Annotated in this window: 27 protein-coding genes; 13 read left to right on the forward strand and 14 right to left on the reverse strand. The window is 60.8% G+C overall.

All coding sequences use genetic code 11. From position 1 onward, the window contains the following. Nucleotides 1–165: 165 nt before the first annotated feature. From OSC37_RS02890 to OSC37_RS02900, 3 genes are read left to right on the forward strand one after another with little or no spacing between them, the layout of a single operon-like run. A complete protein-coding gene (locus OSC37_RS02890) occupies nt 166–774 on the forward strand; it encodes a rhomboid family intramembrane serine protease (RefSeq protein ID WP_267163101.1) in 609 nt (202 codons plus the stop codon). Between the two features lie 51 nt (nt 775–825). Further along, entirely contained in the window at nt 826–1,461 is a 636-nt protein-coding gene (locus OSC37_RS02895; protein WP_267163102.1) for a helix-turn-helix domain-containing protein, read from the forward strand. A gap of 58 nt (nt 1,462–1,519) precedes the next feature. Further along, nucleotides 1,520–1,981 carry a pyridoxamine 5'-phosphate oxidase family protein gene (locus tag OSC37_RS02900; RefSeq protein WP_267164147.1) on the forward strand — a complete coding sequence of 154 codons (462 nt, stop codon included), beginning with the start codon at nt 1,520–1,522 and terminating at the stop codon, nt 1,979–1,981. Nucleotides 1,982–1,986: 5 nt separating this feature from the next. Here the strand turns inward: OSC37_RS02900 and OSC37_RS02905 are convergent, their stop codons facing one another. Continuing rightward, nucleotides 1,987–2,163, reverse strand: a complete 177-nt coding sequence (locus OSC37_RS02905; protein ID WP_267163103.1) for a DUF7560 family zinc ribbon protein — start codon at nt 2,161–2,163, stop codon at nt 1,987–1,989. Nucleotides 2,164–2,313: 150 nt separating this feature from the next. Here OSC37_RS02905 and OSC37_RS02910 point away from each other — a divergent pair, with 150 nt between their 5' ends. From OSC37_RS02910 to purQ, 3 genes are all read left to right on the forward strand, one after another. Continuing rightward, nucleotides 2,314–2,682 (forward strand): hypothetical protein, encoded by a 369-nt coding sequence (locus OSC37_RS02910; RefSeq protein ID WP_267163104.1) that lies wholly within the window; start codon nt 2,314–2,316, stop codon nt 2,680–2,682. A 62-nt stretch (nt 2,683–2,744) separates the two neighbouring features. Then, entirely contained in the window at nt 2,745–2,996 is a 252-nt protein-coding gene (gene purS / locus OSC37_RS02915; RefSeq protein ID WP_267163105.1) for a phosphoribosylformylglycinamidine synthase subunit PurS, read from the forward strand. Beyond that, nucleotides 2,993–3,673, forward strand: a complete 681-nt coding sequence (gene purQ, locus OSC37_RS02920) for a phosphoribosylformylglycinamidine synthase I (RefSeq protein ID WP_267163106.1) — start codon at nt 2,993–2,995, stop codon at nt 3,671–3,673. The genes purS and purQ overlap by 4 nt, the downstream gene beginning before the upstream one ends. 13 nt (nt 3,674–3,686) lie before the next feature. Here the strand turns inward: purQ and OSC37_RS02925 are convergent, their stop codons facing one another. Further along, on the reverse strand, nt 3,687–4,562 hold the full coding sequence (locus OSC37_RS02925) for a winged helix-turn-helix domain-containing protein (protein WP_267163107.1): 876 nt from the start codon (nt 4,560–4,562) through the stop codon (nt 3,687–3,689). A 150-nt stretch (nt 4,563–4,712) separates the two neighbouring features. On the opposite strand from OSC37_RS02925, the gene sdhC reads away from it, so the two are divergent. From sdhC to OSC37_RS02950, 5 genes are all read left to right on the forward strand, one after another. Further along, on the forward strand, nt 4,713–5,105 hold the full coding sequence (sdhC, locus tag OSC37_RS02930; RefSeq protein WP_267163108.1) for a succinate dehydrogenase, cytochrome b556 subunit: 393 nt from the start codon (nt 4,713–4,715) through the stop codon (nt 5,103–5,105). Continuing rightward, entirely contained in the window at nt 5,105–5,470 is a 366-nt protein-coding gene (locus OSC37_RS02935; RefSeq protein WP_267163109.1) for a succinate dehydrogenase/fumarate reductase transmembrane subunit, read from the forward strand. The genes sdhC and OSC37_RS02935 overlap by 1 nt, the downstream gene beginning before the upstream one ends. Nucleotides 5,471–5,476: 6 nt before the next feature. Next, on the forward strand, nt 5,477–6,349 hold the full coding sequence (locus OSC37_RS02940; RefSeq protein ID WP_267163110.1) for a succinate dehydrogenase/fumarate reductase iron-sulfur subunit: 873 nt from the start codon (nt 5,477–5,479) through the stop codon (nt 6,347–6,349). Nucleotides 6,350–6,351: 2 nt separating this feature from the next. Further along, nucleotides 6,352–8,178, forward strand: a complete 1,827-nt coding sequence (locus OSC37_RS02945; protein ID WP_267163111.1) for an FAD-binding protein — start codon at nt 6,352–6,354, stop codon at nt 8,176–8,178. 66 nt (nt 8,179–8,244) lie between these two features. Further along, the gene (locus OSC37_RS02950) at nt 8,245–9,528 is read left to right on the forward strand and encodes a glycosyltransferase family 87 protein (RefSeq protein WP_267163112.1); all 1,284 of its coding nucleotides are present in this window, start codon (nt 8,245–8,247) and stop codon (nt 9,526–9,528) included. A gap of 9 nt (nt 9,529–9,537) precedes the next feature. Here the strand turns inward: OSC37_RS02950 and OSC37_RS02955 are convergent, their stop codons facing one another. Together OSC37_RS02955 and OSC37_RS02960 are read right to left on the reverse strand one after the other, a co-directional pair. Continuing rightward, the gene (locus OSC37_RS02955) at nt 9,538–11,589 is read right to left on the reverse strand and encodes a DUF8167 domain-containing protein (protein WP_267163113.1); all 2,052 of its coding nucleotides are present in this window, start codon (nt 11,587–11,589) and stop codon (nt 9,538–9,540) included. Then, nucleotides 11,586–12,833 carry a potassium channel family protein gene (locus tag OSC37_RS02960; RefSeq protein WP_267163114.1) on the reverse strand — a complete coding sequence of 416 codons (1,248 nt, stop codon included), beginning with the start codon at nt 12,831–12,833 and terminating at the stop codon, nt 11,586–11,588. Before OSC37_RS02960 ends, OSC37_RS02955 begins: the two co-directional genes overlap by 4 nt. 112 nt (nt 12,834–12,945) lie before the next feature. On the opposite strand from OSC37_RS02960, the gene OSC37_RS02965 reads away from it, so the two are divergent. Further along, nucleotides 12,946–14,097 (forward strand): DUF7126 family protein, encoded by a 1,152-nt coding sequence (locus OSC37_RS02965; protein ID WP_267163115.1) that lies wholly within the window; start codon nt 12,946–12,948, stop codon nt 14,095–14,097. A 331-nt stretch (nt 14,098–14,428) separates the two neighbouring features. On the opposite strand, the gene hemB is transcribed toward OSC37_RS02965, so the two are convergent. From hemB to OSC37_RS02985, 4 genes are all read right to left on the reverse strand, one after another. Then, entirely contained in the window at nt 14,429–15,403 is a 975-nt protein-coding gene (gene hemB, locus OSC37_RS02970) for a porphobilinogen synthase (protein ID WP_267163116.1), read from the reverse strand. Between the two features lie 68 nt (nt 15,404–15,471). After that, entirely contained in the window at nt 15,472–17,982 is a 2,511-nt protein-coding gene (locus tag OSC37_RS02975) for a methyl-accepting chemotaxis protein (RefSeq protein WP_267163117.1), read from the reverse strand. A 178-nt stretch (nt 17,983–18,160) separates the two neighbouring features. Continuing rightward, nucleotides 18,161–18,433: a hypothetical protein gene (locus OSC37_RS02980; RefSeq protein ID WP_267163118.1), complete on the reverse strand. Its 273-nt coding sequence runs from the start codon at nt 18,431–18,433 to the stop codon at nt 18,161–18,163. Nucleotides 18,434–18,503: 70 nt separating this feature from the next. Then, complete coding sequence (locus OSC37_RS02985; RefSeq protein ID WP_368409563.1) at nt 18,504–18,725, reverse strand: hypothetical protein; 222 nt, start codon at nt 18,723–18,725, stop codon at nt 18,504–18,506. Between the two features lie 209 nt (nt 18,726–18,934). On the opposite strand from OSC37_RS02985, the gene OSC37_RS02990 reads away from it, so the two are divergent. After that, entirely contained in the window at nt 18,935–19,609 is a 675-nt protein-coding gene (locus tag OSC37_RS02990; RefSeq protein WP_267163120.1) for an HD domain-containing protein, read from the forward strand. Nucleotides 19,610–19,618: 9 nt separating this feature from the next. Here the strand turns inward: OSC37_RS02990 and OSC37_RS02995 are convergent, their stop codons facing one another. From OSC37_RS02995 to OSC37_RS03020, 6 genes are all read right to left on the reverse strand, one after another. Beyond that, on the reverse strand, nt 19,619–20,299 hold the full coding sequence (locus tag OSC37_RS02995) for a LysE family translocator (protein WP_267163121.1): 681 nt from the start codon (nt 20,297–20,299) through the stop codon (nt 19,619–19,621). A gap of 128 nt (nt 20,300–20,427) precedes the next feature. Beyond that, nucleotides 20,428–20,742 (reverse strand): DUF7116 family protein, encoded by a 315-nt coding sequence (locus tag OSC37_RS03000; protein ID WP_267163122.1) that lies wholly within the window; start codon nt 20,740–20,742, stop codon nt 20,428–20,430. A gap of 68 nt (nt 20,743–20,810) precedes the next feature. Continuing rightward, on the reverse strand, nt 20,811–21,050 hold the full coding sequence (locus OSC37_RS03005) for a DUF5816 domain-containing protein (protein ID WP_267163123.1): 240 nt from the start codon (nt 21,048–21,050) through the stop codon (nt 20,811–20,813). Nucleotides 21,051–21,091: 41 nt separating this feature from the next. After that, nucleotides 21,092–21,850, reverse strand: a complete 759-nt coding sequence (locus OSC37_RS03010) for a DICT sensory domain-containing protein (RefSeq protein ID WP_267163124.1) — start codon at nt 21,848–21,850, stop codon at nt 21,092–21,094. 83 nt (nt 21,851–21,933) lie between these two features. Continuing rightward, nucleotides 21,934–22,641 (reverse strand): DUF2270 domain-containing protein, encoded by a 708-nt coding sequence (locus OSC37_RS03015; RefSeq protein WP_267163125.1) that lies wholly within the window; start codon nt 22,639–22,641, stop codon nt 21,934–21,936. Between the two features lie 40 nt (nt 22,642–22,681). Continuing rightward, complete coding sequence (locus OSC37_RS03020; RefSeq protein WP_267163126.1) at nt 22,682–24,496, reverse strand: flippase-like domain-containing protein; 1,815 nt, start codon at nt 24,494–24,496, stop codon at nt 22,682–22,684.

Raw genomic sequence — 24,496 nt, forward strand, 5'->3', positions numbered from 1 at the left:
ATGAGGGATCCGACGCCGATAGCGATGGTCGAGCCGACCATCAAGACGACGAAGAAGATGGCAATCCACTGTTCGGTGTCCATACACGGAGGGAGTCTGTGCCGAAAGTTAGACCTTTCGCTAGCGGGCGACACACTCAACAGCCGGCAGACCAAACCACCAATTATGAGTTCCCGCTCGGCCATGCCGACCTTCGAGCTGGTAGGGCTGTTTGCCGTCGTCTATCTCCTCCAGATGCTGTCGGCGGTCACAGGCCTCGTCAGCGAGCTGTTCGTGTTACAGCCACCAATTCAGGACGACCCCTGGACAGTAGTCACGAGCGTCTTTGCACACGCCGACATCGGCCACCTCGTCTCGAACTCGGTCGCGCTGTTGCTTATCGGTATCCCGGTAGCGATGTTCACCACCCGTGTCCGGTTTCACAGCTTTTTCGTCGGCGCGGGGGCACTCGCTGGCGTCGCCCAAATTGTGTTGAGCGGGGTGTTCTCGGTGGTCCCAGTCGTCGGCTTCACCGCCTCGCCGGGCGTCGTCGGTGCGAGCGGGGGCGTCTTCGCGTTGCTTGGCTACCTGCTCGCGAGCAACCGAGTCGCGACGACCCTCGGATCGGCTCTCAGACTCCCCAACTGGCTGACCTACGCTGTGTTTTTCCTCCTCGCTGGGATGTTGACTCTCGTGACAGCATCGCCAGGGGCAGCACTCATCGCCCATTTCACCGGATTGATTGTCGGACTTGCCGCAGGGCGAGCCCACCTGCTCGACCCGATGCGCTGGTAGGAGTCTGCGCCACCAGTTTCAAAACCCCCGGGGACGAATCGACCGCAAGTGATGTCTGACGGGATTCGAGCGACGGTCTCCTTTGCCGACCCCGGCACCTGCCCGATAGCGAAGGCATCGCACTCGACTGACGGACCAATCGAGCAGGTGTCGACGAGCGTGGCGCTTCCGGACAACGACGGGAGCGTCTCGGAGTTCATGGCCGACAGCGGACTAGAGGCACCCTGGGTCGAACCGGTGTTCTCCTACGGGGAGACGACGCTGTACCGTATCACTCACGAGGAGCCTGCCGACTGTCCCTGCGAGACGCTAGGTGAGTACGACTGTCCGATCCACCGGTACGTCGCCGAGGACGGGACACTGACGCTCGTGTTCCACGCTCCGGAGTTCGAGACGCTGCAGGCCATCATGGACAGTTTCCGCGAGGAGTATCCGCCCGTCGACGTACAGCGGCTGCTCCAGCCGCCGCTTGAGGGGTCGCCCGAGGACCGCGTGTTCGTCAACCGCGGCAAGCTGACAGACAGACAGCGGGAGGTACTCAAGGTCGCATTTGAGATGGGATATTTCAGGCGGCCGAAGGGTGCGAACGCCACAGAGATCGCCGACGCGCTGGGTATCGCACAGTCGACGTTCACCGAGCATCTGGTCGCAGCCCAGCGGAAACTCCTGACTGATATCCTCGAGTAAGCGAGAAACGGACCAACGGAAATTAAGGGACTGGGTCTCTATGCAGGAGTACGAGACAATGTCACTCGCGAAGGAAACAGAGATGGGGAGAGAAGAGATCGACGAGTTCGTTGCCGGCCGCGAGACTGGCGTTCTCACGCTGGCACGGGAGAATGAACCGTACTCGATTCCGATCTCGTACGGCTACGACGCCGACACCGCCACGTTTTATATGCGTCTGGTCTCGACAGCAGACAGTGAAAAGCGAGAATTCCTCGACTCCTCTCCGGCGATTCGTCTCGTTATCTACGACGAGGAAGGTGACGGCGAGACCTACAGAAGCATCGTCGCGAAAGGAACGCTCGATGAACTGGACCCCGCAGATCTCTCGGTCGAACAGATAGAACAGTACGGCGACGCGAAACGGCCGCTGTTCGAGATCTGGGGACACGGACGCGACGAACTCGATATCAAGCTATACGAACTCCAGCCGACTGAGATAGCGGGCCGCCGGACGGAAATCGACCGCGAAGCGTTTTGACACAGCTACTTCACGAAACTTTCCTCGGTAACCGACGTTGCACAGACCGGGCAGCCATTCGAGAGAATCGCCTGTTTCATCTCCGAGTTGACTGAAATTTCCTGGGCGCAGGCCGGACAGGTGAACACACACTCGTCTATCGAACCATCCGACTCGTCTCGGTCCGGACTCCCCTCGGACATATTTGGCTCGTTGTTGACACCTGCCGCCAAAGACGGGTATGTACTAGACCCGGATATAGAGGGATATTAAAATAGGAGTGTGATGTTAGCCGACGGCACCAGTATCAACTGTCCGTAAGGAACATGCAACAGGCGGTTGTCAGATCATATATGAGCAACGACGAACTGTCACTACACGAGACATCTCTCACCGAGCGAGTCGTGTTACTCGCAATCACAGAGGCCGAGATGCACGACGAGACCCCCGTCGCGTCGGTCGATATCAGATCTCGCTGTCTCGAACTGGTCGAGCAGACAGAGACAGAGCAAGTGAGCACGCCCGGCGAATCAGACATCATGCGGGCCCTGAGTGTTCTCGGGACCGAGCCCTACACCGACGAGCAACAGCACGGACAGTCACCCACCGGGAAAGGACGACCACAGTACGCGCTTTCGGTTGCTCCCGAGACCGTACTCGATACGCTCGCCGACGACTCGCGTCTGGTCGACACAATCGACATCGTCCGTGGCTCGGCGTAGGCTGGAGGTATCAAAAATGCGAACCGCAAGCGTTTTCGATAGGGCACACCCGGGTTCAACCGATGACCGCCTACAGTGCAACGGTGACCGTCCGTCTCAAAGAGGGGGTCCTCGACCCGGAAGCTGAGACGACCGAGCGCGCGCTCGAACGGCTCGGATTCGAGCTTGAGTCGCTCAGTTCGGCCGACCAGTTCGACATCGAACTCGACGCAGCGGACGAGGAAACTGCCCACGAGCGTGTGAGAGAGATGACTGAACGCCTGCTCGCGAACCCCACGCTTCACGACTACGAGGTGTCGGTCGAACAACGATGACGGTCGCTGTCATCCAGTTTGGCGGGAGCAACTGTGACCGCGACACGCTTCGAGCACTTGACGCGCTCGGGGTTGACGCCGAACTCGTCTGGCACGAGGACGGCCTCCCAGCGCCGGTGGAGGGCATCGTCCTGCCGGGCGGATTCTCCTACGGAGATTACCTCCGGGCCGGAGCAATGGCGGCACGCTCCCCGATTCTGGACGAGGTACGGGAAGAAGCCGAGAACGGAGCGCCGGTGTTGGGAATCTGCAACGGTGCCCAGATTGGCTGTGAAGCGACACTCACACCCGGGGCGTTCACAATCAACGAGAGCGCTCGGTTCCAGTGTGAGCGGGTCCACCTGCGTGTCGAGAACGCAACGACTCCCTGGACCGAGGGGTACGACGAAGGAGAAGTCGTCGAACTCCCTATTGCTCACGGCGAGGGTCGGTTCGAAATCGACGACGACCAACTCGACGTGCTCGAAGACGAGGACAGGGTGTTGTTCCGCTACTGTGACCAAGACGGTACCGTCACCGACGAGGCAAATCCCAACGGGTCGAAACACAACGTCGCGGGCATCGTCGGCGACCGCGATACGATTGCCGTGATGATGCCACATCCAGAGCGGGTGTCTCTGCCCGATATCGGCCATACTGACGGACAGGGTGTCCTGAAGGCGTTTGCCGAGTCCTAAACCCGTTCCAGACTCAGCTCACGCGTTCGTACGAGTCGACTGTCAGCTGTTCGTCGAGTGCCACGTCCATCCGGGCGTTTCCGAGGTCGACAGTAATCTCGACACGGAGCGGCTCTTCGTTCGTCACCGTCGCGTGGTCCTCTGTCAGCCATTCGAACTCCCACAGCGGCGTCGTTCTGATGTCGAGACCGTTCTCGAAGAGAAAGCCGATAACTGCGGGATGGTCCAGTACCAGCGCGCCGACGGGCTGAGAAGTGTGGTAGTCACAGGCTTGGCAGATAAGTTGGAGCCACGGTAACGGTGCGGTGAAGTCCCCTGGTTTTTCAATGTCACGGAGCAGTGACCGTTCGGTGTGGCCGCCACAGAGCGGGCAGAAGCCACGCGCCATTTGCTGGAGCTTCGTCAACACTAACCGGCTGAACAGCTGTGGGAGATGTTTGTGTTCGGCGTTGCTGGCGAGCACCGGCGGCGCATTCATGCCTTTCGTGAGCGCGTCTCCACAGCCGAGACAGGCGACGGTAACGGTCCCGGCCTCGTAGGTGGTTTCGAGCGTTGCGCCACAGTCGGGACATGTTCCCTGTTCGACGGAGTCGACAGAGATGTCGTTAGCGGTGTACTGGCCCGACACCGCCGCACCGATTACTCGTCTTCCGGCCGAGGTGAGCCGATATCCGTCATCCTCCTTGCGGACGAACTCTGGTTTGAGTTTGTCGAGATGGTAGTTGAACTTGCCCGAGTCGTCGATACCTGTCGCCGCTCGAATCTCCGAGAAGGATGCAGTTGCCCCGTCGAGTTCCCAGAGTGCCTGGAGAATCGAGAGACGGGATTGGTCGGCGATGGCCGACAGTGCTGCTTCGAGCTCACCGCCGGAAATCCGCTCGTCAGACATGTCTGAAAAAAGCAAGAGGATTGTTACCAGTGTTTCGCTGTCGTAGCTCCATCTGTGGTCCCGAACTGTTCCTTTCCGGACAGTATAACCGCCGATAGGCCTCGAATGTGTAGAAACATCTTTGTTGGTTCGCTCCTGAGTCCCGGACGTATGAGTTCGAGTTACGACCGCGGGACCGTAGAGAGCTTCGGTCGGTGGAGGGAGTTCTCTGCGGGTATGTGGGCCTGGGTACTCCACAAGTTCACGGGATGGATACTAATCGGGTATCTGTTCACGCACATTGCCGTATTGAGTACCGCAACACAGTCACCCGATATGTACACGAGCACGCTACAGGGACTAGAAGAGCTTGTTGTCGTCAGATTCTTGGAGATTGGTCTAATGGCGGTTGCCACCTTCCACATCCTCAACGGCGTCCGACTGTTGATGGTCGACCTCGGTATCGGGCTCGGCAGTCAGGACAAGAGCTTCTATGCCTCGCTCGTCCTCACCGCGGTGATCGCGCTGGCGAGTATTCCGACCTTCCTGGGAGGTGTCTTCTAATGGCAGAACACTACTCGTCGTTCCAGCGCGGGACCTGGCGGTGGCTCTTCCAGCGCCTGACGGCGGTGTTCCTGATTGGGGCACTCGGATTTCATTTCGTCTTACTGCATTTTGTCAACCACGCCGCCGAGATCAGCTTCATGGGAACGCAGGCACGGATGGGCCAGATTGGATACCTGTCGCTGATGATCACCTTCCTCGTTACCGGCGCGTTCCACGGCATCAACGGCGTCTACAACGCGCTCATCAATCAGGGTCTGAAAGGCACTCAGCGGCGAGTCGTTGCTGGCGTGCTCACGATTGCCGGCGTGTTGCTGGTCGCACAGGGAACCTACGTCGCCCTGCACATGAACGGATTTCTCTAACCAGTCATGAGTACACAAGTTACCGAACAAACCGAGACCGAAGGCGACGAACAGACCGAGGAACAGTCACCGGGCGAGCGGCGGCGCGAAAAAAAGGAGCAACTCCAGCGCGAGCGCGAGCAGGAGAAAACGGATCTGCTTGACGAGGCAGAGGAGACTGTCGAGCTCAAAATCTTCCGGTACGACCCGGAAGTCCCTGAAAAAGAAGAACCCCGTTTCGACTCCTTCGAAGTACCCTTCTTCGAGGGGATGACGGCGCTCGATGCGCTCATCTACGCCCGAGACACTTACGACTCCTCGCTCACCTTCCGTCACTCCTGCCGACAGGCCGTCTGTGGGTCAGATGCCCTCTTTATCAACGGCAAGCAGCGCCTCGGCTGCAAGACCCAGATGGTCGATCTGGAGTGGCCGATTCGCATCGAGCCCCTGCCACACCAAGAGGTCGTCAAGGACCTTGTGGTGGACATGGAGCACTTCTACGAGCAGATGCACGCCGTCGAGCCGTACTTCGACCCCGACGAACTCCCAGAGGGCGAACGCGAGGAACAGCGCCAGACCCCCGAAAACCGGGAGAAGGTCAAGCTCTCGACCCGGTGTATCTGGTGTGGTGCCTGCATGTCCTCGTGTAACGTGGCGGCAGGCGACAACGAGTATCTCGGACCAGCGGCAATCAACAAGGCCTACCGGTTCGCGATGGACGAGCGCGAGGGAACCGACAGGAAAGAAGAGCGCCTCCGGATCATCGAACAGGAACACGGCGTCTGGCGCTGTCAGACCCAGTTCTCCTGTACGGAGGTCTGTCCGAAGGACATCCCGCTGACCGAGCACATACAGGAGCTGAAACGCGAAGCAGTCAAAAGTAACCTCAAATTCTGGTAACTATGCACGAACACGACGTCATCGTGGTCGGCGCTGGCGGCGCCGGCCTCCGGGCAGCAATCGAAGCGCACGAAGAGGGTGCCGATGTGGCCCTCGTCAGCAAACTCCACCCTGTCCGTAGCCACACCGGCGCGGCAGAGGGCGGTATCAACGCAGCACTCCACCCCGAGGACTCCTGGGACCTGCACGCCTACGACACGATGAAGGGGTCGGACTACCTCGGAGATGCTCCTGCAATCGACGCCTTCGCTCAGGAGGCTCCCGACGAGGTCATCCAACTCGAACACTGGGGGATGCCCTTCTCTCGTGAAGAGGATGGCACCGTCTCCCAGCGACCGTTCGGCGGCCTCTCGCACCCGCGGACGACGTACGCGGGCGCAGAGACGGGACACCACCTGCTCCATACGATGTACGAGCAGGTCGTCAAACGGGGTATCGAGGTCTACGACGAGTGGTACGTCAGCCAGCTGGCTGTCACCGAGGAAGACGACCCCAGCGAGCGGAGCTGTTACGGCGCAGTGGCATACGAAATTGCGACGGGTGAGGTTCACGGCTTCTACGCCCGGGATGGGGTCATCCTCGCCACGGGCGGCCTGGGCGAGGTCTTCGACCACACGACCAACGCAATCGCCTGTACCGGCGACGGACAAGCAATGGCCTACCGCGCCGGCGCACCCATGGAGGATATGGAGTTCGTCCAGTTCCACCCGACGACGCTCCCCTCGACGGGTGTTCTCATCTCCGAGGGTGTGCGTGGTGAGGGTGGTATCCTCTACAACGACGCCGAAGAGCGGTTCATGTTCGAGCACGGCTACGCGAACAACGAGGGCGAACTCGCCTCCCGGGACGTGGTCTCGCGTGCCGAGCTGACCCAGATTAACGAAGGAAGGGGTATCGAAGACGAGTACGTCCACCTCGACATGCGCCATCTCGGCGAGGAACGTATCCTCGACCGGCTGGAGAACATCCTCCACCTGGCAGAGGACTTCGAGGGCGTCGACGGCCTCGACGAGCCGATGCCGGTCAAGCCCGGCCAGCACTACCAGATGGGCGGTATCGAGGTCGACGAGTACGGCCAGACCACGATCGACGGCCTGTACGCTGTCGGCGAGTGTGCCTGTTACAGCCTGCACGGCTCGAACCGTCTGGGCGGCAACGCACTTCCCGAGCTGATGGTCTTTGGCTCGCGGGCCGGCAGCCACGTGGCTGGCGGTGTCAGCGAGGAGCCGGAGATTCCGACTGGAGCGGGCGCGAAATCCGAGGAGGGTTCTGTCGACGCTCCTGTCTCGCTGGGCGGCGTCTCCGATCCCGACCCGGTCGCGACCGACGGCGGCGAACTGGCGACCCCACAGGACGTGCTGGAGGCGGCCGTTGAAACCGAGCGCGAGCGCGTCGAGACGCTCATCGAGCGCGACGGGATCAACCACGCCGACGTGCGTGAGAAAGTCCAGAAGACGATGACCGAGAATGTGAACGTCTTCCGCGAGGAGAGCAACCTCAAACAGGCGCTCGAAGACATCCGCGAGGCCCGCGAGCTGTACCAGGAGGTTGCGGTCCGTGACCCCTCCCGGACCTACAACACGGACGTCATCCACACCATCGAGACGCGCAACGTCATCGACTGTGCCGAGGCTATCACCGTTGGCGCGCTCGCACGCGAAGAGTTCCGCGGTGCTCACTGGCGGATGAAACACCAGGAGCGCAAAGACGACGAGTGGCTCAAACACACCATGTACGCCTGGAACGACGGGGAGACCGACCTCTACTATAAGCCGGTCATCCTCGAAGGCCAAGAGCAGACCTACGAGCCCAAGGAGCGCTCGTACTGACCGACATCGGCGGTCTGATACCTCGAACGCAGGCGGTTTAAGTATGAACGGGACACACCCAGCCGTATGGCCCTCCCCACAGTCCGGGGTCGTCCGCTGGTCGCTCGTCGGTTTCTCGGCGCGTGGCTCGTCTTAGTCGCGACACTCCCCGGCGGACTGCGGTCGTATTTCATCCGCGACCGCGTCGGTCTCACTGCATGGAATCCCGGCGAGAAGATGGGTATCAACTTTCGGACCTACCATCACGCGGCCGAGTTGGCCCTCGACGGCGCGCGGTTCTACGACACGATACCGCCCGGTGCTCCAGAGTTCGCCGAGTATCTCTACCCGCCGGGAACGGTGCCGCTGTTTTACCCGTTCACGCTAGCAGAGTGGCCGACCGGATACGCGATACTGACGGGCCTCTCTGTCGTCGCGGCCGTCGTGACGACGGGACTGATTGTCGATTACGTCGAGTCCCGGGGTCCACAGCTGGGATGGCTGGACGTGGCCCTCATCTTGGTGTCGCTGGTACTCTCCACACACGTCTTCGGGACCATCTTCTTCGGTAATATCAATCTGCTGCTAGCGCTGGGAATCGTGGTCGGGCTCTGGGCGCTAGATCGCAACAGAGAGGTGGCGTCCGGGGTCGCATTCGGTGCTGTTGCCCTGTTCAAACTCTTTCCTGCGCTGGTCGGACTCTGGCTGTTGCGCCGCCGTCGCCTCCGGGCAGTCGGGGGTGCAATCGCGACGGGAGTCGGTGGACTGGTCGGCGGCGTCCTGGCGTTTGGCCCGGACACCACGGAGTACTACCTGACAGAAGTGGTGAGCGGTCGGACCGACACAGCCGCATTCGTGGGCGGCTATCCGGTCGACGAGACGTACTACCTCACGATACAACAGCCAGTCTCCTGGCTCGTCTCCGCGGTGTGGCCGGCGGCCCCCTACGCCGTCATCTTCGCGGGCTCGGTAGCCATCGTCACGGGCGTCCTGGCGTACTTCTATCGGCACATTGAAACACCAATCGAGCGCCAGATGGCTATTTTCGTCACCCTCGCTGCCATGATGACAGTGATTCCCTCGCTACGATGGTATATTGTCTTCCTCTATCTGCCGGTGATAACCTTGCTCTATACCTGGTCAGGGGGACGCGGCCGCCGACTCTTTCTCGCTGGCGGCGTGCTGTTGTCGGTCACAGTCAGTGCCGAAGCAGTCGTCGAGGCGCTCGCTGGATTACCGGGGCCGCTATCCGATCTCGGATACGTCCTGGGTGGGTCGGCAGTCATCCCGCTGTACGGAATCGGGCTGATGGTGCTCGGCTGTGTCTGGCACAAACGCTCACTTCCGAGCACGAACCACGAGAGTCCGTGAGGGCACGCCTCACTCGTCGAGACGCATGTCACCGCCGGGGCTGTCGGAGACGTCGTCTTCCCAGTCTGCCTCACCCGATTCAAACTCCTCTTTGAGCTGTGCGAACGTCGACCCGCCGCCACCGCCACTGTCGTCTTCGTCGTCTTCGTCGTCTTCTTCCGTCTCGTCCTCGCCTTCTTCGTCGTTCTCATCCTCTGTGGCCGCCTCGTCCTCGTCTTCGAACAGTCCGCCGTCCTCTTCGTCTTCGAATAGTCCGCCATCGTCCTCCTCGAACAGGCTATCATCATCCAGCGAGTCGTCGTCAAACAGTCCGTCGTCGTCATCTTCTTCGACGGTGAGCGACGTGATATCATCCTCCGCCGAGTCATCGCTGTCTCCGAACTCGTCCAGTTCTTCGGAGTCGTCTTCCTCGAAGCTGATCTCCGCCTCGTCGAGACTCACCACGTCCTCGGAGCCACCAGGCTCTGAGTCGGCCTCGCTCGCCTCGTCGGGTTCGTCCTGGTCAGCCGTACGTGTCTCGTCGTCGGGTTCGTCCCAGTCAGCCTCGCCCGAGTCGAACTCCGCTTTGAGGTCCTCGAATGAACTCTCGCCGGAATCTGTCGACTCCGTGGCTGAGTCATCGGATTCGACAATCTGCTCGATGGGTTCGTGGTCGTCGTCGTCCTGTTCGTCCCAGCCGTCGCCTTCCTCGTACTCGGATTTGAGGTCCTCGAACGACGGCGAGTCTGCCCCCGCAGTGACACCCGAGTCCGTGTCTGCCGTGGCTGTCTGGTCGGGAGATGGCTCGTCTACCTCGGCTACCGTATCGCCGACATCCGTATCGGCTTCCACACCCGCAGGAGGAGAGTCAGACGTGGGCTCGGGGCTCGGGGCGGGTCCGTCGGGCTCGCGATTGACGGCCGACGGCGTCGCCGGCTCGCTGTCGGGAATCAGCGACGGGTCGAGCGGCATCGCCGCGGCTTCGAGCTTGCGAAGCACTGCGGGCAGCGCGATGGCCGACAGTGTCTCACCCGGTTCGAGTACGTACTCTCTGGGTGGAAGCGTCGTCGGCCTGGCGTCCTCGGGACTGACGGCGACGACCGTCAAGTCGAGGGCACCGACGGGCATCCCGTGGAGTGGACTCCCGGCCTCAACGGTAACCGACGTGTAGCTCTCGTCTGCGGCCCGGAGCAGGGATGCGAACTCGCGCGCTGGGCGGTCCTCGACAGGCAGCGTCACAAGGCGATACGTCCGCGTCGGGTCGACCTTCGGTGTGTCGGAAGAGTTGATTGCGACGGTTACCACGTCGTCGGCGACACCTCTGAGTTCGCCGGTGAGAACTCGACGCATCGAGTCGGTCTCCCAGACCTGGACCACATCGCCGGTACTCGCATCGAATGCAGGGTCTGCCCGGAGCGCGACGGCGTTGGTCGCAGACGGCAGCGTCGGCCCGATACCGGCAGGACGGCTCCCGACCGCCAGGTGGTTGACCGTCCCGTCGGCGGCGAGGTCGAGGTCGACAGTGCCGACACCGAAGTCGGTTTTGAGCCGGGAGCGGATACGGCGGTCGAGTTCGGCGACAGTCAGATTCCGGGGGAAAACGAACTGCCGGTCCGCAATCTCGTCGCGTGTCCGCTCGGAAACCGGGTCGTATCCCACCACGTCGTCGATTTCCTGGGGCATCGTCACTGTCGTGACTCTGCCGACAGTCTTGACCAGCCGGGACACCTCCTCGTCGACGGCCTGACGCTCGCCGCCCTGAAGTACGTCTCTGCCGAACGCGTTACCCCATCGCCGGCCTGCAACTGCCCCTCCCCCACCTGAGAGGAACGCGCCAACGTTGAAAAGCGCTGTCTGGACAGTTCCCAGGTTGCCCTCGATGACCTGTCCGAGCACCGATGTTGTGTTCAGGTACGCTGCTACGCCTGCGAGGCCAACGAGTAACGCGAGCCCGAGCGGGACCTCCTCGCGTGTCGCCCACCGGTAGCCAAGCGCCACCACCGCAGCAAGCCCACCGGCAAGAAGCGCCAGCCCTAACAGCTCTGTTGCGCCTGTCATCACCTGGTCGGGTGTGGGCGTCATATTGCCCGCTCACCCGCCTGTGAGTCTGTCACGTCAAATCCGTCGAGAGCCTCCTGTGGACCGACCGCAAACAGCTCGTCGCCGGCCTCCAGTGTGGTGTCGGCGTCCGGTGCGACGAGCCAGCCGTCTGCTTTCCGGACTGCGAGCACGGAGACGCCGTAGGCCTCCTGGAAGTCGACGTTTCCGAGGCGACGGTTGGTGAGTTCGCCGTGCTGGCCAACGACGAAGCGTCGAAACCGGTTCTCTGCGCGCCGTAACCGCGAGATTACCTCGTACTCCCGGCGGGTTCCCCTGGGTTCGACGACCACCTTCACCTCGCTGGCCCGAAGCAGCGGCTGGACATCGGTCCGACTGACGGCAACGGTAAGGCGTCCCTCGCCGCCGTCGGTAGTTGGCTCCCTGACCGACGGTGCGGGCTCGTCGCGGCCTGTCACCTGTTCGTTCGAAGACGGAGCAACATCTGGTGGGTCCGTCTCTGTGCTCTGTGTCGAACTGATAACGATTCCCCGGACCTGTGCGTCGGGAGTGATGACTGTCACCTCGTCACCGTGGACCAGCCCGGTCGGAATTAGTCCGGTGACCGAAACCGCGTGGCGGTCATGATCGACGCGCTTCGAGAGTCCCGAGAACGGGGGTGCAGCGACGACGGTCGCCTGCCCCCGCTCGTCGACAGTGACCGCAACGTCGCCGAGGTCGTACTCGGTCTGGAGGCGGTCCTCGACTCGGCGTTCGAGCTCACTCAGCCGCAGGTCAGCGGGCAGTTTTACCTCAGCGTTCCGGAGTCTGGCCCGAAGTTCCTCGGGTAGTGGTGGATACCCCTCCATATCTGTTACCTCCCCCGTGACGCGAACGCGTACCTCTTCGCCGCCGTTAACGAAATCTGCAAGCTCGCGCGAGAGCGTCCGTTCTCGAAGCTGGGATAATGAGAGTCGCCGCGGAAAGTCTGCCGCCATCTGGTCACCCTTGCTGTGGGCATACAGCGAGAGCATTCCGATGACGAGAATCGCCGTAACGATGCGAGGCGCGTTCGGCGCTGCGAGGACAGACTGGTCTGTGAGCGCGAGTAACCCGCCGTTGACTCCCGCAATCGCGATAGCCAGTATGGTCACACCGAACCCCGGTAACGTCACCCCAGTAACGTATTGAAACGAGAATCCAAGCGCCCACGAGACGAGCGCAGGGATGATTCCGACGAGCAACCCCAGATAGATGCCAAGCAGTATCTCCGCCGGAAACGATGCCATACCTGATATCAGAGTACCGACCCTAAAAGGGATTTCTTCCGTTATCAAATATGTGTCTGTAGGTTTCAGGGTAGGGCAATACGTTCAAGACGCTGCCCTGTGAGGCACAGATATGGCAGACAGGCGGATACACCGGGTGGTCGGAGTCCGGGCAGCCGTTGCCCTCGCGGCTCTGTCCGCGCTGCTCTCGCTTGGGGCCGGTCTCGCAAACATCACGACGGGCGCAGCAGCCGGTCCACTTTCGCCGTACGTTCCAGAGATAGTCCAGCAAAGCGCCGGCTTCACGGGGACACTCACTGGGTTTGTGCTGTTGCTGTTCGCCAGAGAGCTGTCCCGGCGGCTCCGGGTCGGCTGGTACGGAACTGTCGTCTTGCTCCCGGTCGCGGCGCTCCAGGGTGTTGCACAGGCCAGCGTCTACTCGGTGCCGCTGGTCGTTTGCTCGCTACTTGCCTTCCCTGTCGTCGCTGCTAACTACCGGCGGTTCGACCGACCGATTTCCTTCTCGAACGCGCAGGTGGCGGCGGTGCTCGCCCTCATCGGAACCCTGGCGTACGGGACGATTGGCTCGTTTACCCTGCGCGAGGAGTTTGTCGAAGTCGATACTCTCACTGATGCGTTCTATTACACCATCGTGACTGCAAGTACCGTCGGGTACGGCGACATCACCCCGATCTCGGAACAGGCGACGCTGTTTTCGGTGTCGCTTGTCATCCTTGGGACCGTCAGCTTCGCGGTCGCGCTCGGCTCGGTGTTGGGACCTGCTCTCGAAGCCAGATTCTCACGCGCCCTCGGAACTATGACAGACACAGAATACGACCTGCTCGAGGACCACATCGTGGTGCTCGGCTACGGCGAGTTGACCGAACCGCTTCTTGAAGAACTCGACGACGCTCAATTCGTCGTCGTCACCGACGATACCGACTGCGCACGTCGGCTCCGCGAGCATGGCGTGAACGTCCAGATTGGCAACCCAAGCGACCAGGAACCACTCCAGGCGGTCGCTATCGAACAAGCACGGGCGATTATCGTCGCTACGAACGACGACGCCGAGGACGCACTAGCGATACTCACCGCGCGAGAACTCAATCCCGAAGCTCGTATCGTCGCCGGAGCAACCTCCCGGGACAACATCGAGAAGCTCCGCAGAGCCGGGGCAGACACGGTGTTGAGCCCGGCCGTCATCGGTGGCCAGCTGCTCGTCCGGTCCGCACTCAGCGGGGAAGACGTCGAGGGGCTGACCGAGAAACTCCTCGACGACTCCTGACTACGACCGAGTGCGTTCGAGCGTTGTAGCCACCAACTCGGCGGCTTCCTCTGCCGCACGCTGGCGGGCTTCAGGCCCAGGGCCTGACTCCTGGCAGGTGTCGTCGGGAGGGTGTACGACTCGGTGGGGACGTGAGTGACTCATCATCAACTGCTAGACGCTGGTATATAATAGACCCCCGCGACTGTTGGCTCCAGTTCGGTCAGTTTTGCCCTGAGCCTGCTATTTTTGCCGATTTTAATCCGCTGGTGGTGCGCGTGGACAGTGTCTACTATCGTCTGCCTTCCCGGTAGAGGTTTTATAACAGTTTTTCAGGCCGTGATCGGCTGTGTTAGAGTTGTTCGGCGACCGACTCGGCGAAGTACGTGAGGATGAGGTCGGCCCCTGCTCGTTTTATCGAGAGCAGTGACTCGCGCGCAACGGCGTCGAGGTCGAGCCACCCCTTTTCGGCAGCGGCGTGTAACATCGCATACTCACCGGAGACGTTGTACGCCGCGACGGGATGGTCGAACTCGCGACGAACGTCGGCGATGACATCCAGATACGGGAGCGCCGGCTTGACCATCAGCACGTCGGCCCCTTGCTCGACATCCAGGCTCACCTCCCGGGAGGCTTCGCGGGCGTTGGCGGGGTCCATCTGGTAGTGGCGACGGTCGCCAAACGCCGGTGCGCCGTCTGCTGCGTCCCGGAATGGGCCGTAGAACGCCGACTCGTATTTTGCGGCGTAGCTCATGACCGGCACGTGCTCGAACCCCTCGCCGTCGAGCGACCGGCGAATCGCGTCGACCATCCCATCCATCATTCCGGAGGGCGCGACCATGTCGGCCCCGGCCGACGCGTGGCTCCGGGCAATCTTGCCGAGGAGGTCGAGCGTCCGGTCGTTGTCGACGGTCACGTGTGCATCCTCGGGCGCACTCGCTTCGAGAACGCCACAGTGGCCATGGCTGGTGTACTCACACAGACAGACATCGGTAATGACGTACGCGTCGGTCTCGTCGGTAATCTGTCGGGTTGCACGCTGGACGACGCCGTCGTCCGCCCAGGCTCGCGAACCGGTCTCGTCTTTCGACTCGGGAATACCAAAGAGGATAATCGCCTCGACACCCGTCTCGCGGACCTCCTCGACGCGGTCGACGGCCTCCGCGACCGGGACCCGCTCGTGGCCCGGCATCGACTCGATTGGCTGGCGGTCGTCAGTCGTCGCGTCGACGAACACCGGGGCGATGAGGTCCTGGGGCGACAGTGTTGTCTCGCTGACGAGCGGTCTGATACCGTCGGTCCGCAGCCGTCGCGGCCGTCGTCTCATGCTTTGCTGGCGCTCGCTGTCCATACGCACGCTTGTACTGGCCGGTCAAAAGCCGTGTCGCTCTTCGGTCAGTCCTCGGGTCGTGCCTCGGCCGGTCTGGAATCGGCTTCGACCTCGAACTCGTCGAGCGATTCCACGAGCGCAGTCGCGCGCTCCTGGAGTGACTCGGTCTGGTCGACAATGGCAGAGACAGATGCAGTCTGTTCTTCGGCCGACGCCGCGGCATGTTCGGCCTCGGCGTCGGCGTCTTCGCTCAACTGGGTTACGTCGTCGACGCGGGCGACAACGCGCTGGGTGGCATCTGCCTGGTCCTCGGTCGCCTCGCTTATCTCCTGGACGCCTCGGTTCGTGTCCTCGACCTTCTCGGCAATCTCTTCGAGCGCGTTCAGCGCCTCCTCGACAGTCTCAGCGCCACGGTCGACCGCCTGACTGGTCTCCTCGACCTCGGAGACGGTCTCGTCGGTCTGTTCCTGTGCCTCGTCGATGATAGACTCGATTTCGCCTGCGGCCTCCTGGGTCTCTTCGGCGAGCTGTTTAACCTCGTCTGCCACGACAGCGAATCCTTCGCCGGCCTCACCGGCGCGCGCAGCCTCGATGTTCGCGTTCAGCGCGAGCATGTTCGTCTGGTCCGCAATCTCTGTGATGACGGAGACGATTTCCCCGATGGTGTCCATCTGGTCGTCGAGCGTGTCGATTTTTGTGACGGTCTGTTCTGTCTGGTCCTCGATTCGTCCCATCTCCTCGATTGCGCTTGCAGCCGCCTCCTGGCCTTCTTCGCCCCGCTCGACGGCCTCCTCCGCTGTCTCGGCGACCTGTGCCGCCGAGGATGCCGCCTCCTCAATGCTCGCCGAGAGGTTACTCATCTCCGAGGAGACCTCACCAAGACTATCCGTCTGTTCGTTCGTCGCAGCAGAAATCTCCTGTGTGCTGTTGCTGACAGTCTGGCTGGCGTCCTCTATCTCGTGAGCACCGACGACGACGTCCTGACTTGAGTCGGCAACGTCCTCACCGAAGGCCATTACGTCGACCAGCGTCTGTTCTATTTCGTCGACCATCTTGTTGAACTCCGCTGCGACGTGTGCCATCGCTTCGCTCTCGCTGTCAGTCTCCATGCGCCGGGTGAAGTCGCCGTCTGCGACCGCCTGCATGACCTCGTTGTACCCCTGTGCGGTCTGTTCGAGGTGTTCGTTCATCCGCTCGGCCTGCTTGCGGGCCTTCTGTGCTTCTTCCTGGGCTTTTTGTGCGTCTTCCCGGGAGGTCTCTGCCCGGTCGAGTGCCGACTGTGCCTCAGAGATGCGGTCTTTGAGCTGGACCCGCATCGTGTCGAACTCCTCGTAGAGGTCCCCAATCTCGTCGCGACGCGTCGTCTGGAGGTCGACATCGAGGTCACCGTTGCCCATTGCCCTGGCGCGGTCGACCAGCCGGTCGAGTTCGTTGGTCGTCAGTCGCCCGCCAACGACTGTGACACCAATGAGGATTGCGAACGTGAGGACCATCGTCACCAGAAAGCTCTGGAGCACCTGGTCTCGCAGCGAGAACGCCGTGTCCTGAGGCGTCTGATTTACCACGGTGAGGTCCTCGTTCGTACTCAGCGGTCGATACGCAAAGATTGTCCCGTCCCCTGACTCGATTGTTGTTCCGTTTTCCACATTCGGCATCGTCCCCTCGTACTCACCGCCGATTATCCGGTCGCCGTCGGGGCCGATCACGGTCGTCGTCGCTCCTTCGATGGCCTGTTCGATACGCGGACCCACTGCCGAGGAGTTGATTTCGGCCAGTATCACGTCATTAGAGACGGGAATCCGCCAGCCAAACGCTATCACGTCGGTCCCGTCGGGAGCCGTATACGTCTCCGGTAGCACAAACGTCGACTGCTCGAAGAGCGTCTGGTCGTAGCCCATATCGTAGAGGTTCTCGCTCGTAAATTCGTCGGTGGTGCTTGCTTCCACAACCCCCGAGTCCGTCGAGATGTAATGCATTGCACGGAAGTTGTCACTCGACTCGACAGGCGTACGCAGTCGCGTCATCACCAGGTCAGGGTTTTGTGTCTGGAACTCGCTGCTGCTCCCCACTTCAGTCCGGAGACTGGCGAACTCGTCGTGGCGGTTCTCGAACCAGTTGCTGTAGGAGTTGTCGTGGTTGATTGTCGTCGCCTCTATCTGACGGTCGACTTCGTCGTCGAGGTCGGCGCTGATACCGAGGTAGAAATATCCGCTAATAAGTCCGCCGAGAAGAATGACAAGCAACATCCCAGCCAGCACCTTCACCAAGAGATTCTCTTGGACGACCGAGGGGACCACCCGCCTCATAGCCCGCACGACGGCGTTGTCCGGCGTCTCCTGGTCTGTGCCATTCACAGAGGGGCCGTCACTGTCTGGCTCTCCGGATTGTCCGCTGCCCCCGTCGGGTTCGGTACTGTCGGCGTCTGAGTGCTCGGTGTGATCGTCGCCTGAGACTGGTGTCCCACCGTCACAGACCAGCGGTCTTTCGGAGTCAGCAGTTTGTTCGGTACTGGCACCACCTGAAGAATCCGATGCGGTTCGCAGTTTCTTGAGGATTGTACGCAACGTTTTAGACATGGTATTTCTCCATGGTGAACAGGCCAACGTGGAGGGCTGTTGCCGTCAGATAGACCTGTCCTGCCTGAATATCCGCTAAGACATTGCCCTGCATGATAAGTCATTATATTACGGCCTAATATCCACGGTTATAACTATTGAAAATGCTGTACTTCTTCATCGATGACGTGTGTGAGTATCAAGCGCGGATAACCCAGTGGTCGTCGGCCTGTCGTTCGAGAGTCGCTTGCTCGCGGAGTTTGACGATGTAGCCGTTGGGCTGGACGAGACGTTCGTGATCAGCGTCGACCCGGACTAGGTTCCCGATAAGCTGTGCCGACGGGGGTTTCTGTGCCGCACCACAGTCGTAAATCGTCAGCAGTTCTCGTCCTGCTTCCTGTTCGTGGACGATGACGTGAGCGTGTCTCGGCAGTTGCCACTCGTCGTTCCCGGCAGTTGAGAGATGGTTCATATCGGAAGAACGGTACGGAGTTGCTTGTATGCACTGGAACGTGGCTTACCGACAGACTGCCTCCTCTGAGCTATTCGACGGTGGACAGGCCACCGCCAGCGACGATCGCTGCGGCGGCCAGCAGTGACGCCCCGAGTACGACGAAATCGTCACTCGGTTCAAGACCACCGATACCCGCGGCTGCATCGACGATGAATACCGTGACAAACAGGCTTAGGATAGCGAACGCGAGCATGACAATTGCTGCGATGATACTACTTGCGAGCGCGCCAAAAGAGTCGAGTGGTCCTATTGTATCTGTCTGGTGTTTGGGATTGCGTATATGTCTCTTGTTGTTTTATAAACATAACAAGTTCCGACAATAATTGGGCCAGGTCGACAGACCAGCAGTCGCTGAGGTCCGAGTGGGTGGCTCGTACCGTTGTCGTAACGCTAAAGAGTCGAACGAACAACTTACGTATAAGATGAATCAGAATCGTTTCGTCCGAAGGGGGTGGTTCTGTGGGTATTGAGATACGCGAGTCACCCGTCTCGGACACGGAGTTTGCGGAGATGGAGCAGTTTGTTCGCGATTATTTGGAGGCGAGTGTGGCCAGCGAAGACGAAGGCGGTCGGATGCGATGGTACCCGTGGCACTCTGCGGAATATCGATTCAATCATATTCGAAATGTGGTCGATCTATCAGGGGAGATAGCCGGAGCAGAAGGTGCCAACAAGGATATCACGCAGGTGGCTGCGCTCTTTCACGACATCGCCAAACTCGAAGTCGACCAAGACATCCACGCCGAGGAGGGTGCTCGTATCGCACGGGAGTATCTGAAGACACACACCGACTACCCCCAGTCCTTCGTCGACCAGGTCTGTCGGTCCGTCCGTGACCACTCCTACCAGGGAGATCTTGAGGATCTATCCCTTGAGACCCAGTGTCTCATCGAAGCAGATATCCTCGACAAAATCGGTGCAAACGGAGCGGCATTACTCCTGTTGCGCATGGGGTATGAGTCCCGAACCCATATGGATAGCGCCGAGATGGTGACTCGCGTGCTCGAACGCGGCCAGGAGGCACGCAACCGCGTGCGGAGTCAGTCCGCAGAGGACATCGCGGATCGACGGCTCAAGCGCGTGCGCTGGTTCCAGGAGTGGCTCGAAGACGAGGTCGTCGGAATGGAGCGGTGAGCGTCTCGGTCACAGCAGCGTACTGATTCCGTCCCACAGAAAGAGGACTCCGAAGACGGCGAGAATGAGCGCGCTCGCACCCGCGACGACCGGGGCCAACGTGTCGATGCGATTGTCGGTCGCGACGAGTACCGCCGGAAAGCCGGTAACCCAGACGACGATTCCCCCAAAAAAGCCGGCCAGGAGCGCGATACTCCCAGTCTCGACGACCACGAGACCAGCGGCTGCGTCGCCGACGTATGGCATATGCGACAGGACGTCTATCGTACCAGGGTCGAGCATCGCGACGCCGACTGTCAGCCAGAACAGAATCTGAAACGGGTTTGTGAGCGCGAGAACGAGCGCCTTCTCGAATCCTCTGGACTCGCCAGTCACGTCCGCACCGGTCAACGTCTCCTGTGTGCTCTGTATCGCATCCACCGCAAAGTACAGCATGAGTACGCCCCCAAAAGTTATCATCGCTCCCCGGAGCAGCGGCCACTGTTCGACAACCGTGGCGACGCCGGCAAGCGCCAGCACAAAAAAGATGATATCCGCGGTCATCGCACCTGTGCCGGCGATGACACCGGCTACCCATCCCCGAACAACACTCTCCTCGGCAATTATTGCGTTCATCGGACCCGGTGGCGCTGCAAGAGCCAACCCGAAGAGTCCGCCAGCGAGAATCGAGAGGACGAAAGATGTGGCCATCGCTACCGAGTTGCACGTCAGATATGATAAAAATATCGTGACTGATAATAACTATCAACACAACCCTCTCGGCGCAGAGATGCGCTATCTGCGGACCTATTACTTAAACGAAATGACTGGCCAATTCGTTACGTTGCCAGACCGGTAGTTGTGGGGTGGCTGACCTCGTAGTCCTCCTCGTTGATACCGATAAGGGCCCACTCGTAATCAAGGTCGGCCGCTGTGAGACGGTCGGCTACCCTGTCTACGGAATCCGACCACGTGACAAAACAGCGAAACTGCCCGGAAGCAGGCGGTTCTTCGGGCTCGGCCATCGGCACCACGTCGACGACACGCCACTTTCGTTTGGCGCGCAGGCTGGGGCCGTCGGTCGCTACCTCGTAGCCGAGGTCGGTGAAGATGGATTCAGCTTCTTTGCGAAGGGTTGTGGTAATTGCCCCCATACGTGACTTCATACCACAGGAGAGGTAATAAACGTATTCAAAAGGCAGTAAAATGACAAGAACTCGGGCTACTCGTGGGCGGCGTCCCACTCTTCAGCTTTGGTCCGGTTGCTACAGACGTTGCACTGGACTCGGCCCATGGCATCAACAGCGTTGTCGAGCGTCTCGCAGTTGGTACAGTAAAATCCCCAGCGTGTCGTCCGCTGTTGGTCTGTGTAGACGATATAGAACGGCCCTTTCTGACCGCGTCTGCCTGTGTCGGTGTCGACAAATCGGCTTACGTCATCCGAGTCGGTTACGGTCTTCATGATGACCGATACGGGTTCCAGACCCAAAATCGCTTCTCATCCTACAGGTTCGTCGTAATGTATTCAAGCAGGTCAGCGACAAACGCCGGCTCATACGACCAGAGTCCGTCCCAGACCTCGTCTTCGCGTTCGATCGCGAGCAACGCCGCAGGCGCCAGGTCGGACCCTTCGGGTGGGTCGTGGATGACAAACCACGAGGTCTGGAAATCGACACCGTGGCCGGCGTGCGCGACGACCGAAAAGCTGGGCGACGGATACCACCCGGGTTGGCCGTAGACGTGCACGTCCGCCGCCGTCTCCGCGACCCGCTGGTAGACCTTCTTCGTTCCCTGTTCGTCCTCGATACGGGAGAGTCGCTGGAACGACGAGCGGAGCGTGCCGTCGCCCTCGATGTAGGCTCGTTTCTCGATGTACCGCGAGATGAGCACGAGGAGGAGTTTCTCGGTGTCCGATTCGGGGTATCCCCTGAGCGTGAACAGCGTTCCGGTGAGCGAGTCGAGCACGTCCGGGACGGTCGTCTCTTCGAGCGACCGCGTCCCGGTGGTGAACAGGTCCGTGTTCACCATCAAGATCGTATCCTGCAGCGCCCGCAACGGCGAGCTCGCTACCACTTCGTCACCTTCGAGCAACACGACGGTGTCGTCCTCGAACTCCTCGCTGACACCTTCAGAAACAGAGACGTCTTGCTCGACAAACAGCTTCTCGATCATTAACTGAAACGGCGCTGGCTCTGTCCGGTTGAGGACAGCGATGGAGCGTTCTGGAGCCTCGGCTCTCTCCAGAAACTGTTCGAGTGGCATCTGCTCACGGCTCTGTACCACCTGGAGTGGTTTGAATCTACTGGCATACGCAAGGAAAGTTGGGTCCCGGCGAGGCGTGTAGTCTACTTCCAGTTAGTTGTGTCCGTCTCAGATTGGAGTTCGCCCTTCGCCCGGCGGCGGCTGGGGTAGAAGGTAAGAACCGCGACCGCGAGATAGAACGTACCGACACCCCCTAGAACAACCACACCCGGAATACCACCGACCGCCGCGGTCTGGACGATTCCGTTCGACGAGCTCGCGAATACGGTCAGACGGATACCCCACGCGAGGATGAGAACCGAGATAAGCGGAAAGTAGATGCGCCGCAGCCGCCGGGAAACAGCTTCGATAATCGGCGTCTTTATCTTTGGCTCCCGGAAATCCTCGCTGAGAAGCTCCCGCCAGTTTGTCTGCTCGACCCCCTCAGAGTCGAGTGCGTTCGCGAAAACATTCTCTTCCAGCACGCGCACTCGAGAGCGCCAGATGTCGTAGACGCGGTATCGACGGGTTTCGATGCCCAGAAACACCGTGACCATCACGACACCCACCAGTACGACATAATGCGGACGGGAATCACTCGAGAACGCCCACGTGAGCAGTGACGCCGTCATCACGACAGCCCAGTTGGTCGTGCGGTCGATACGCGTCCGCCAAGAGGTTGTTCGGCCAAGTTCGCCGCGGTAGGCATGCCCCATCAGCGAGAGGAAATCGGAGCGGTCGTCGGCCGCCTCGCCGGCGACTTCGCGCTCCTCGCGTGACTCTGGGTCGAAATCCTGAGAGGAGTCTGTCATAGCCGGGAGTACAACGGGCGGACAGGTAAACCCAGGCGGCCTAATCGTTCTGGACGATGTCCGTCTCCGGACTCTCTTCGACGGCGGTGGTCAACGAGACGTTGAGCAACGCCATCGAGAGAAAGCCACCGAGAATAGTCACGACGTTTTTCACCGCGTGGTCGACGATTGCGGCCGACAGCGCAACGACCGCGCCGATAGGAGTCAGTGCCACGATGAGTAGTGTGAACGCCCCCTCGTAGAGCCCGATGCCGCCAGGGGACAGTGGAAGCACCTTGGCGAGGTTGCCGACGCTGACGGCGAAAAAGCCCGCGCCGACCAGCAGTGCCAGCGAGACATCAACCCCAAAAGCCAACAGGACGATGATGCCGACGACGACATCCAGTATCCAGATGACCAGGCTGGTTACGCCGACACGAGTGAACGCGGTGCGGTCCTGAGCGACCGTCTGGATGTCGCCGACGAACTGCTCGATAACGCCAGCGACGTACTCGGCGTAGCTGTCAGAGCTTAGCCGCCGAACCGCCGGGCGGACATAGTTCCTGTCGCGTTGGGCGGTGTAGACGATGAGAACGACCGCAGCCACCGCGGCTAGTCCGACACCGGCGGCGACGACAAGCGCTGTCTGCCCGCTTTCACCCTCGCTGCCCTGGACCGGGTCCCCGACGAGGGCGGCCTCTAGTTCGCCGAGCGAGCCTGTCAGCGCCAGCCAGAGTAACACCACCCCTGCCATGAATGTGATTGTAAGCAGGTCATAGACTCGCTCGACGGCAAGCGACGCAAACCCGGAGGGGTAGGGGATGTCGCGTCGTGCCTTGACGATGTACGCTCGCACCGCGTCACCGGCTCGTGCGGGAAAGACCAGGTTGCCTGTCTGGCTGATAAACACCGCGCCGGTCAGGAAGTCCCAGCGCTCGTGATACCCAATCGTCGCGAGAATGTCGCGGTATCGCAGCCCACGCAGCGGCCAGGAGAGCAGATAGACGACCGCCGCAGCCAGAATATACAGCCGATTCGCATCGGCCATGCTGTCGAGTACTTCCGACGGGTCGAGATAGAGCGTCATCAGGGCAAGCGAAAGGAACACGAGGATACTGCCCGCAGTGAGCGTCACGGTTCGCGTGATGCGTGGACTGACAGAGAGCTGCCACCAGGTCCGCAGTATCTGGCTCCCCATCCCGAACACGTCACGGACGATATCCACTTTCGAGTCGCCTTTGGGTGTCCATCTGACGGGGAACTCCTTGACGCGATACCCTGCGCGCTGGGCGCGTACCAGCAGCTCCGTGTCCCAGAACCAGTGTTCGTCCTCGACATCGTCGAGCAGCGAGAACAGAGCCACACGGTCGAAGGCCTTGAATCCACACTGGTGGTCTCTGAGGTTCGAGCGAAGGAACAGCCGGACCAGCGAGTTGTAGCCAAGGCTAGGAAGCCCGCGTTTGGCTGGTCTGTCGGCCTCGCTGTTGGAGAGCCAGCGAGAGCCGGTCGCTACGTCGTACTCTCCCGAGCGGACGGACTCAACTAGTTCCTCCAGGTGACCCATGTCGGTCGCCAGGTCAGTATCGAAGTAGACGAGTGTCTCTCCGTTGGACTCCTCGAAGGCGTATTCGAGAGCGCCACCCCGACCTAGTCGCTTGTCAGAATGGATGTGTCTGACAGCCGCGTGTGTGGCGGCGAGTTCTGTCGCAATCTCCGGCGTACGGTCTGCACAGCCGTCTTCGGCGATGATGACCTCGAAGGCTCCCGCCGGGAGGAACGATTCGAGCGTCGACAGCGTCGTCCCGACGGTCTCGGTGATCGTGTCGGCCTCGTTGTACGCCGGGAGGACAACACTGACCTCGACGGCCCGACTCAT

The sequence above is a fragment of the Halovenus salina genome (assembly GCF_026410925.1).
In the GTDB taxonomy this organism is placed as follows: domain Archaea; phylum Halobacteriota; class Halobacteria; order Halobacteriales; family Haloarculaceae; genus Halovenus; species Halovenus salina.

Excerpts from the sequence above, each read along its gene's own strand:
- OSC37_RS02890 (WP_267163101.1), top strand. The coding sequence starts at position 166 with ATGAGTTCCCGCTCGGCCATGCCGACCTTCGAGCTGGTAGGGCTGTTT.
- OSC37_RS02895 (WP_267163102.1), top strand. The coding sequence starts at position 826 with ATGTCTGACGGGATTCGAGCGACGGTCTCCTTTGCCGACCCCGGCACC.
- OSC37_RS02900 (WP_267164147.1), top strand. The coding sequence starts at position 1,520 with ATGTCACTCGCGAAGGAAACAGAGATGGGGAGAGAAGAGATCGACGAG.
- OSC37_RS02905 (WP_267163103.1), bottom strand. The coding sequence starts at position 2,163 with ATGTCCGAGGGGAGTCCGGACCGAGACGAGTCGGATGGTTCGATAGAC.
- OSC37_RS02910 (WP_267163104.1), top strand. The coding sequence starts at position 2,314 with ATGAGCAACGACGAACTGTCACTACACGAGACATCTCTCACCGAGCGA.
- purS (WP_267163105.1), top strand. The coding sequence starts at position 2,745 with ATGACCGCCTACAGTGCAACGGTGACCGTCCGTCTCAAAGAGGGGGTC.
- purQ (WP_267163106.1), top strand. The coding sequence starts at position 2,993 with ATGACGGTCGCTGTCATCCAGTTTGGCGGGAGCAACTGTGACCGCGAC.
- OSC37_RS02925 (WP_267163107.1), bottom strand. The coding sequence starts at position 4,562 with ATGTCTGACGAGCGGATTTCCGGCGGTGAGCTCGAAGCAGCACTGTCG.
- sdhC (WP_267163108.1), top strand. The coding sequence starts at position 4,713 with ATGAGTTCGAGTTACGACCGCGGGACCGTAGAGAGCTTCGGTCGGTGG.
- OSC37_RS02935 (WP_267163109.1), top strand. The coding sequence starts at position 5,105 with ATGGCAGAACACTACTCGTCGTTCCAGCGCGGGACCTGGCGGTGGCTC.
- OSC37_RS02940 (WP_267163110.1), top strand. The coding sequence starts at position 5,477 with ATGAGTACACAAGTTACCGAACAAACCGAGACCGAAGGCGACGAACAG.
- OSC37_RS02945 (WP_267163111.1), top strand. The coding sequence starts at position 6,352 with ATGCACGAACACGACGTCATCGTGGTCGGCGCTGGCGGCGCCGGCCTC.
- OSC37_RS02950 (WP_267163112.1), top strand. The coding sequence starts at position 8,245 with ATGGCCCTCCCCACAGTCCGGGGTCGTCCGCTGGTCGCTCGTCGGTTT.
- OSC37_RS02955 (WP_267163113.1), bottom strand. The coding sequence starts at position 11,589 with ATGACGCCCACACCCGACCAGGTGATGACAGGCGCAACAGAGCTGTTA.
- OSC37_RS02960 (WP_267163114.1), bottom strand. The coding sequence starts at position 12,833 with ATGGCATCGTTTCCGGCGGAGATACTGCTTGGCATCTATCTGGGGTTG.
- OSC37_RS02965 (WP_267163115.1), top strand. The coding sequence starts at position 12,946 with ATGGCAGACAGGCGGATACACCGGGTGGTCGGAGTCCGGGCAGCCGTT.
- hemB (WP_267163116.1), bottom strand. The coding sequence starts at position 15,403 with ATGAGACGACGGCCGCGACGGCTGCGGACCGACGGTATCAGACCGCTC.
- OSC37_RS02975 (WP_267163117.1), bottom strand. The coding sequence starts at position 17,982 with ATGTCTAAAACGTTGCGTACAATCCTCAAGAAACTGCGAACCGCATCG.
- OSC37_RS02980 (WP_267163118.1), bottom strand. The coding sequence starts at position 18,433 with ATGAACCATCTCTCAACTGCCGGGAACGACGAGTGGCAACTGCCGAGA.
- OSC37_RS02995 (WP_267163121.1), bottom strand. The coding sequence starts at position 20,299 with ATGGCCACATCTTTCGTCCTCTCGATTCTCGCTGGCGGACTCTTCGGG.
- OSC37_RS03000 (WP_267163122.1), bottom strand. The coding sequence starts at position 20,742 with ATGGGGGCAATTACCACAACCCTTCGCAAAGAAGCTGAATCCATCTTC.
- OSC37_RS03005 (WP_267163123.1), bottom strand. The coding sequence starts at position 21,050 with ATGAAGACCGTAACCGACTCGGATGACGTAAGCCGATTTGTCGACACC.
- OSC37_RS03010 (WP_267163124.1), bottom strand. The coding sequence starts at position 21,850 with ATGCCACTCGAACAGTTTCTGGAGAGAGCCGAGGCTCCAGAACGCTCC.
- OSC37_RS03015 (WP_267163125.1), bottom strand. The coding sequence starts at position 22,641 with ATGACAGACTCCTCTCAGGATTTCGACCCAGAGTCACGCGAGGAGCGC.
- OSC37_RS03020 (WP_267163126.1), bottom strand. The coding sequence starts at position 24,496 with ATGAGTCGGGCCGTCGAGGTCAGTGTTGTCCTCCCGGCGTACAACGAG.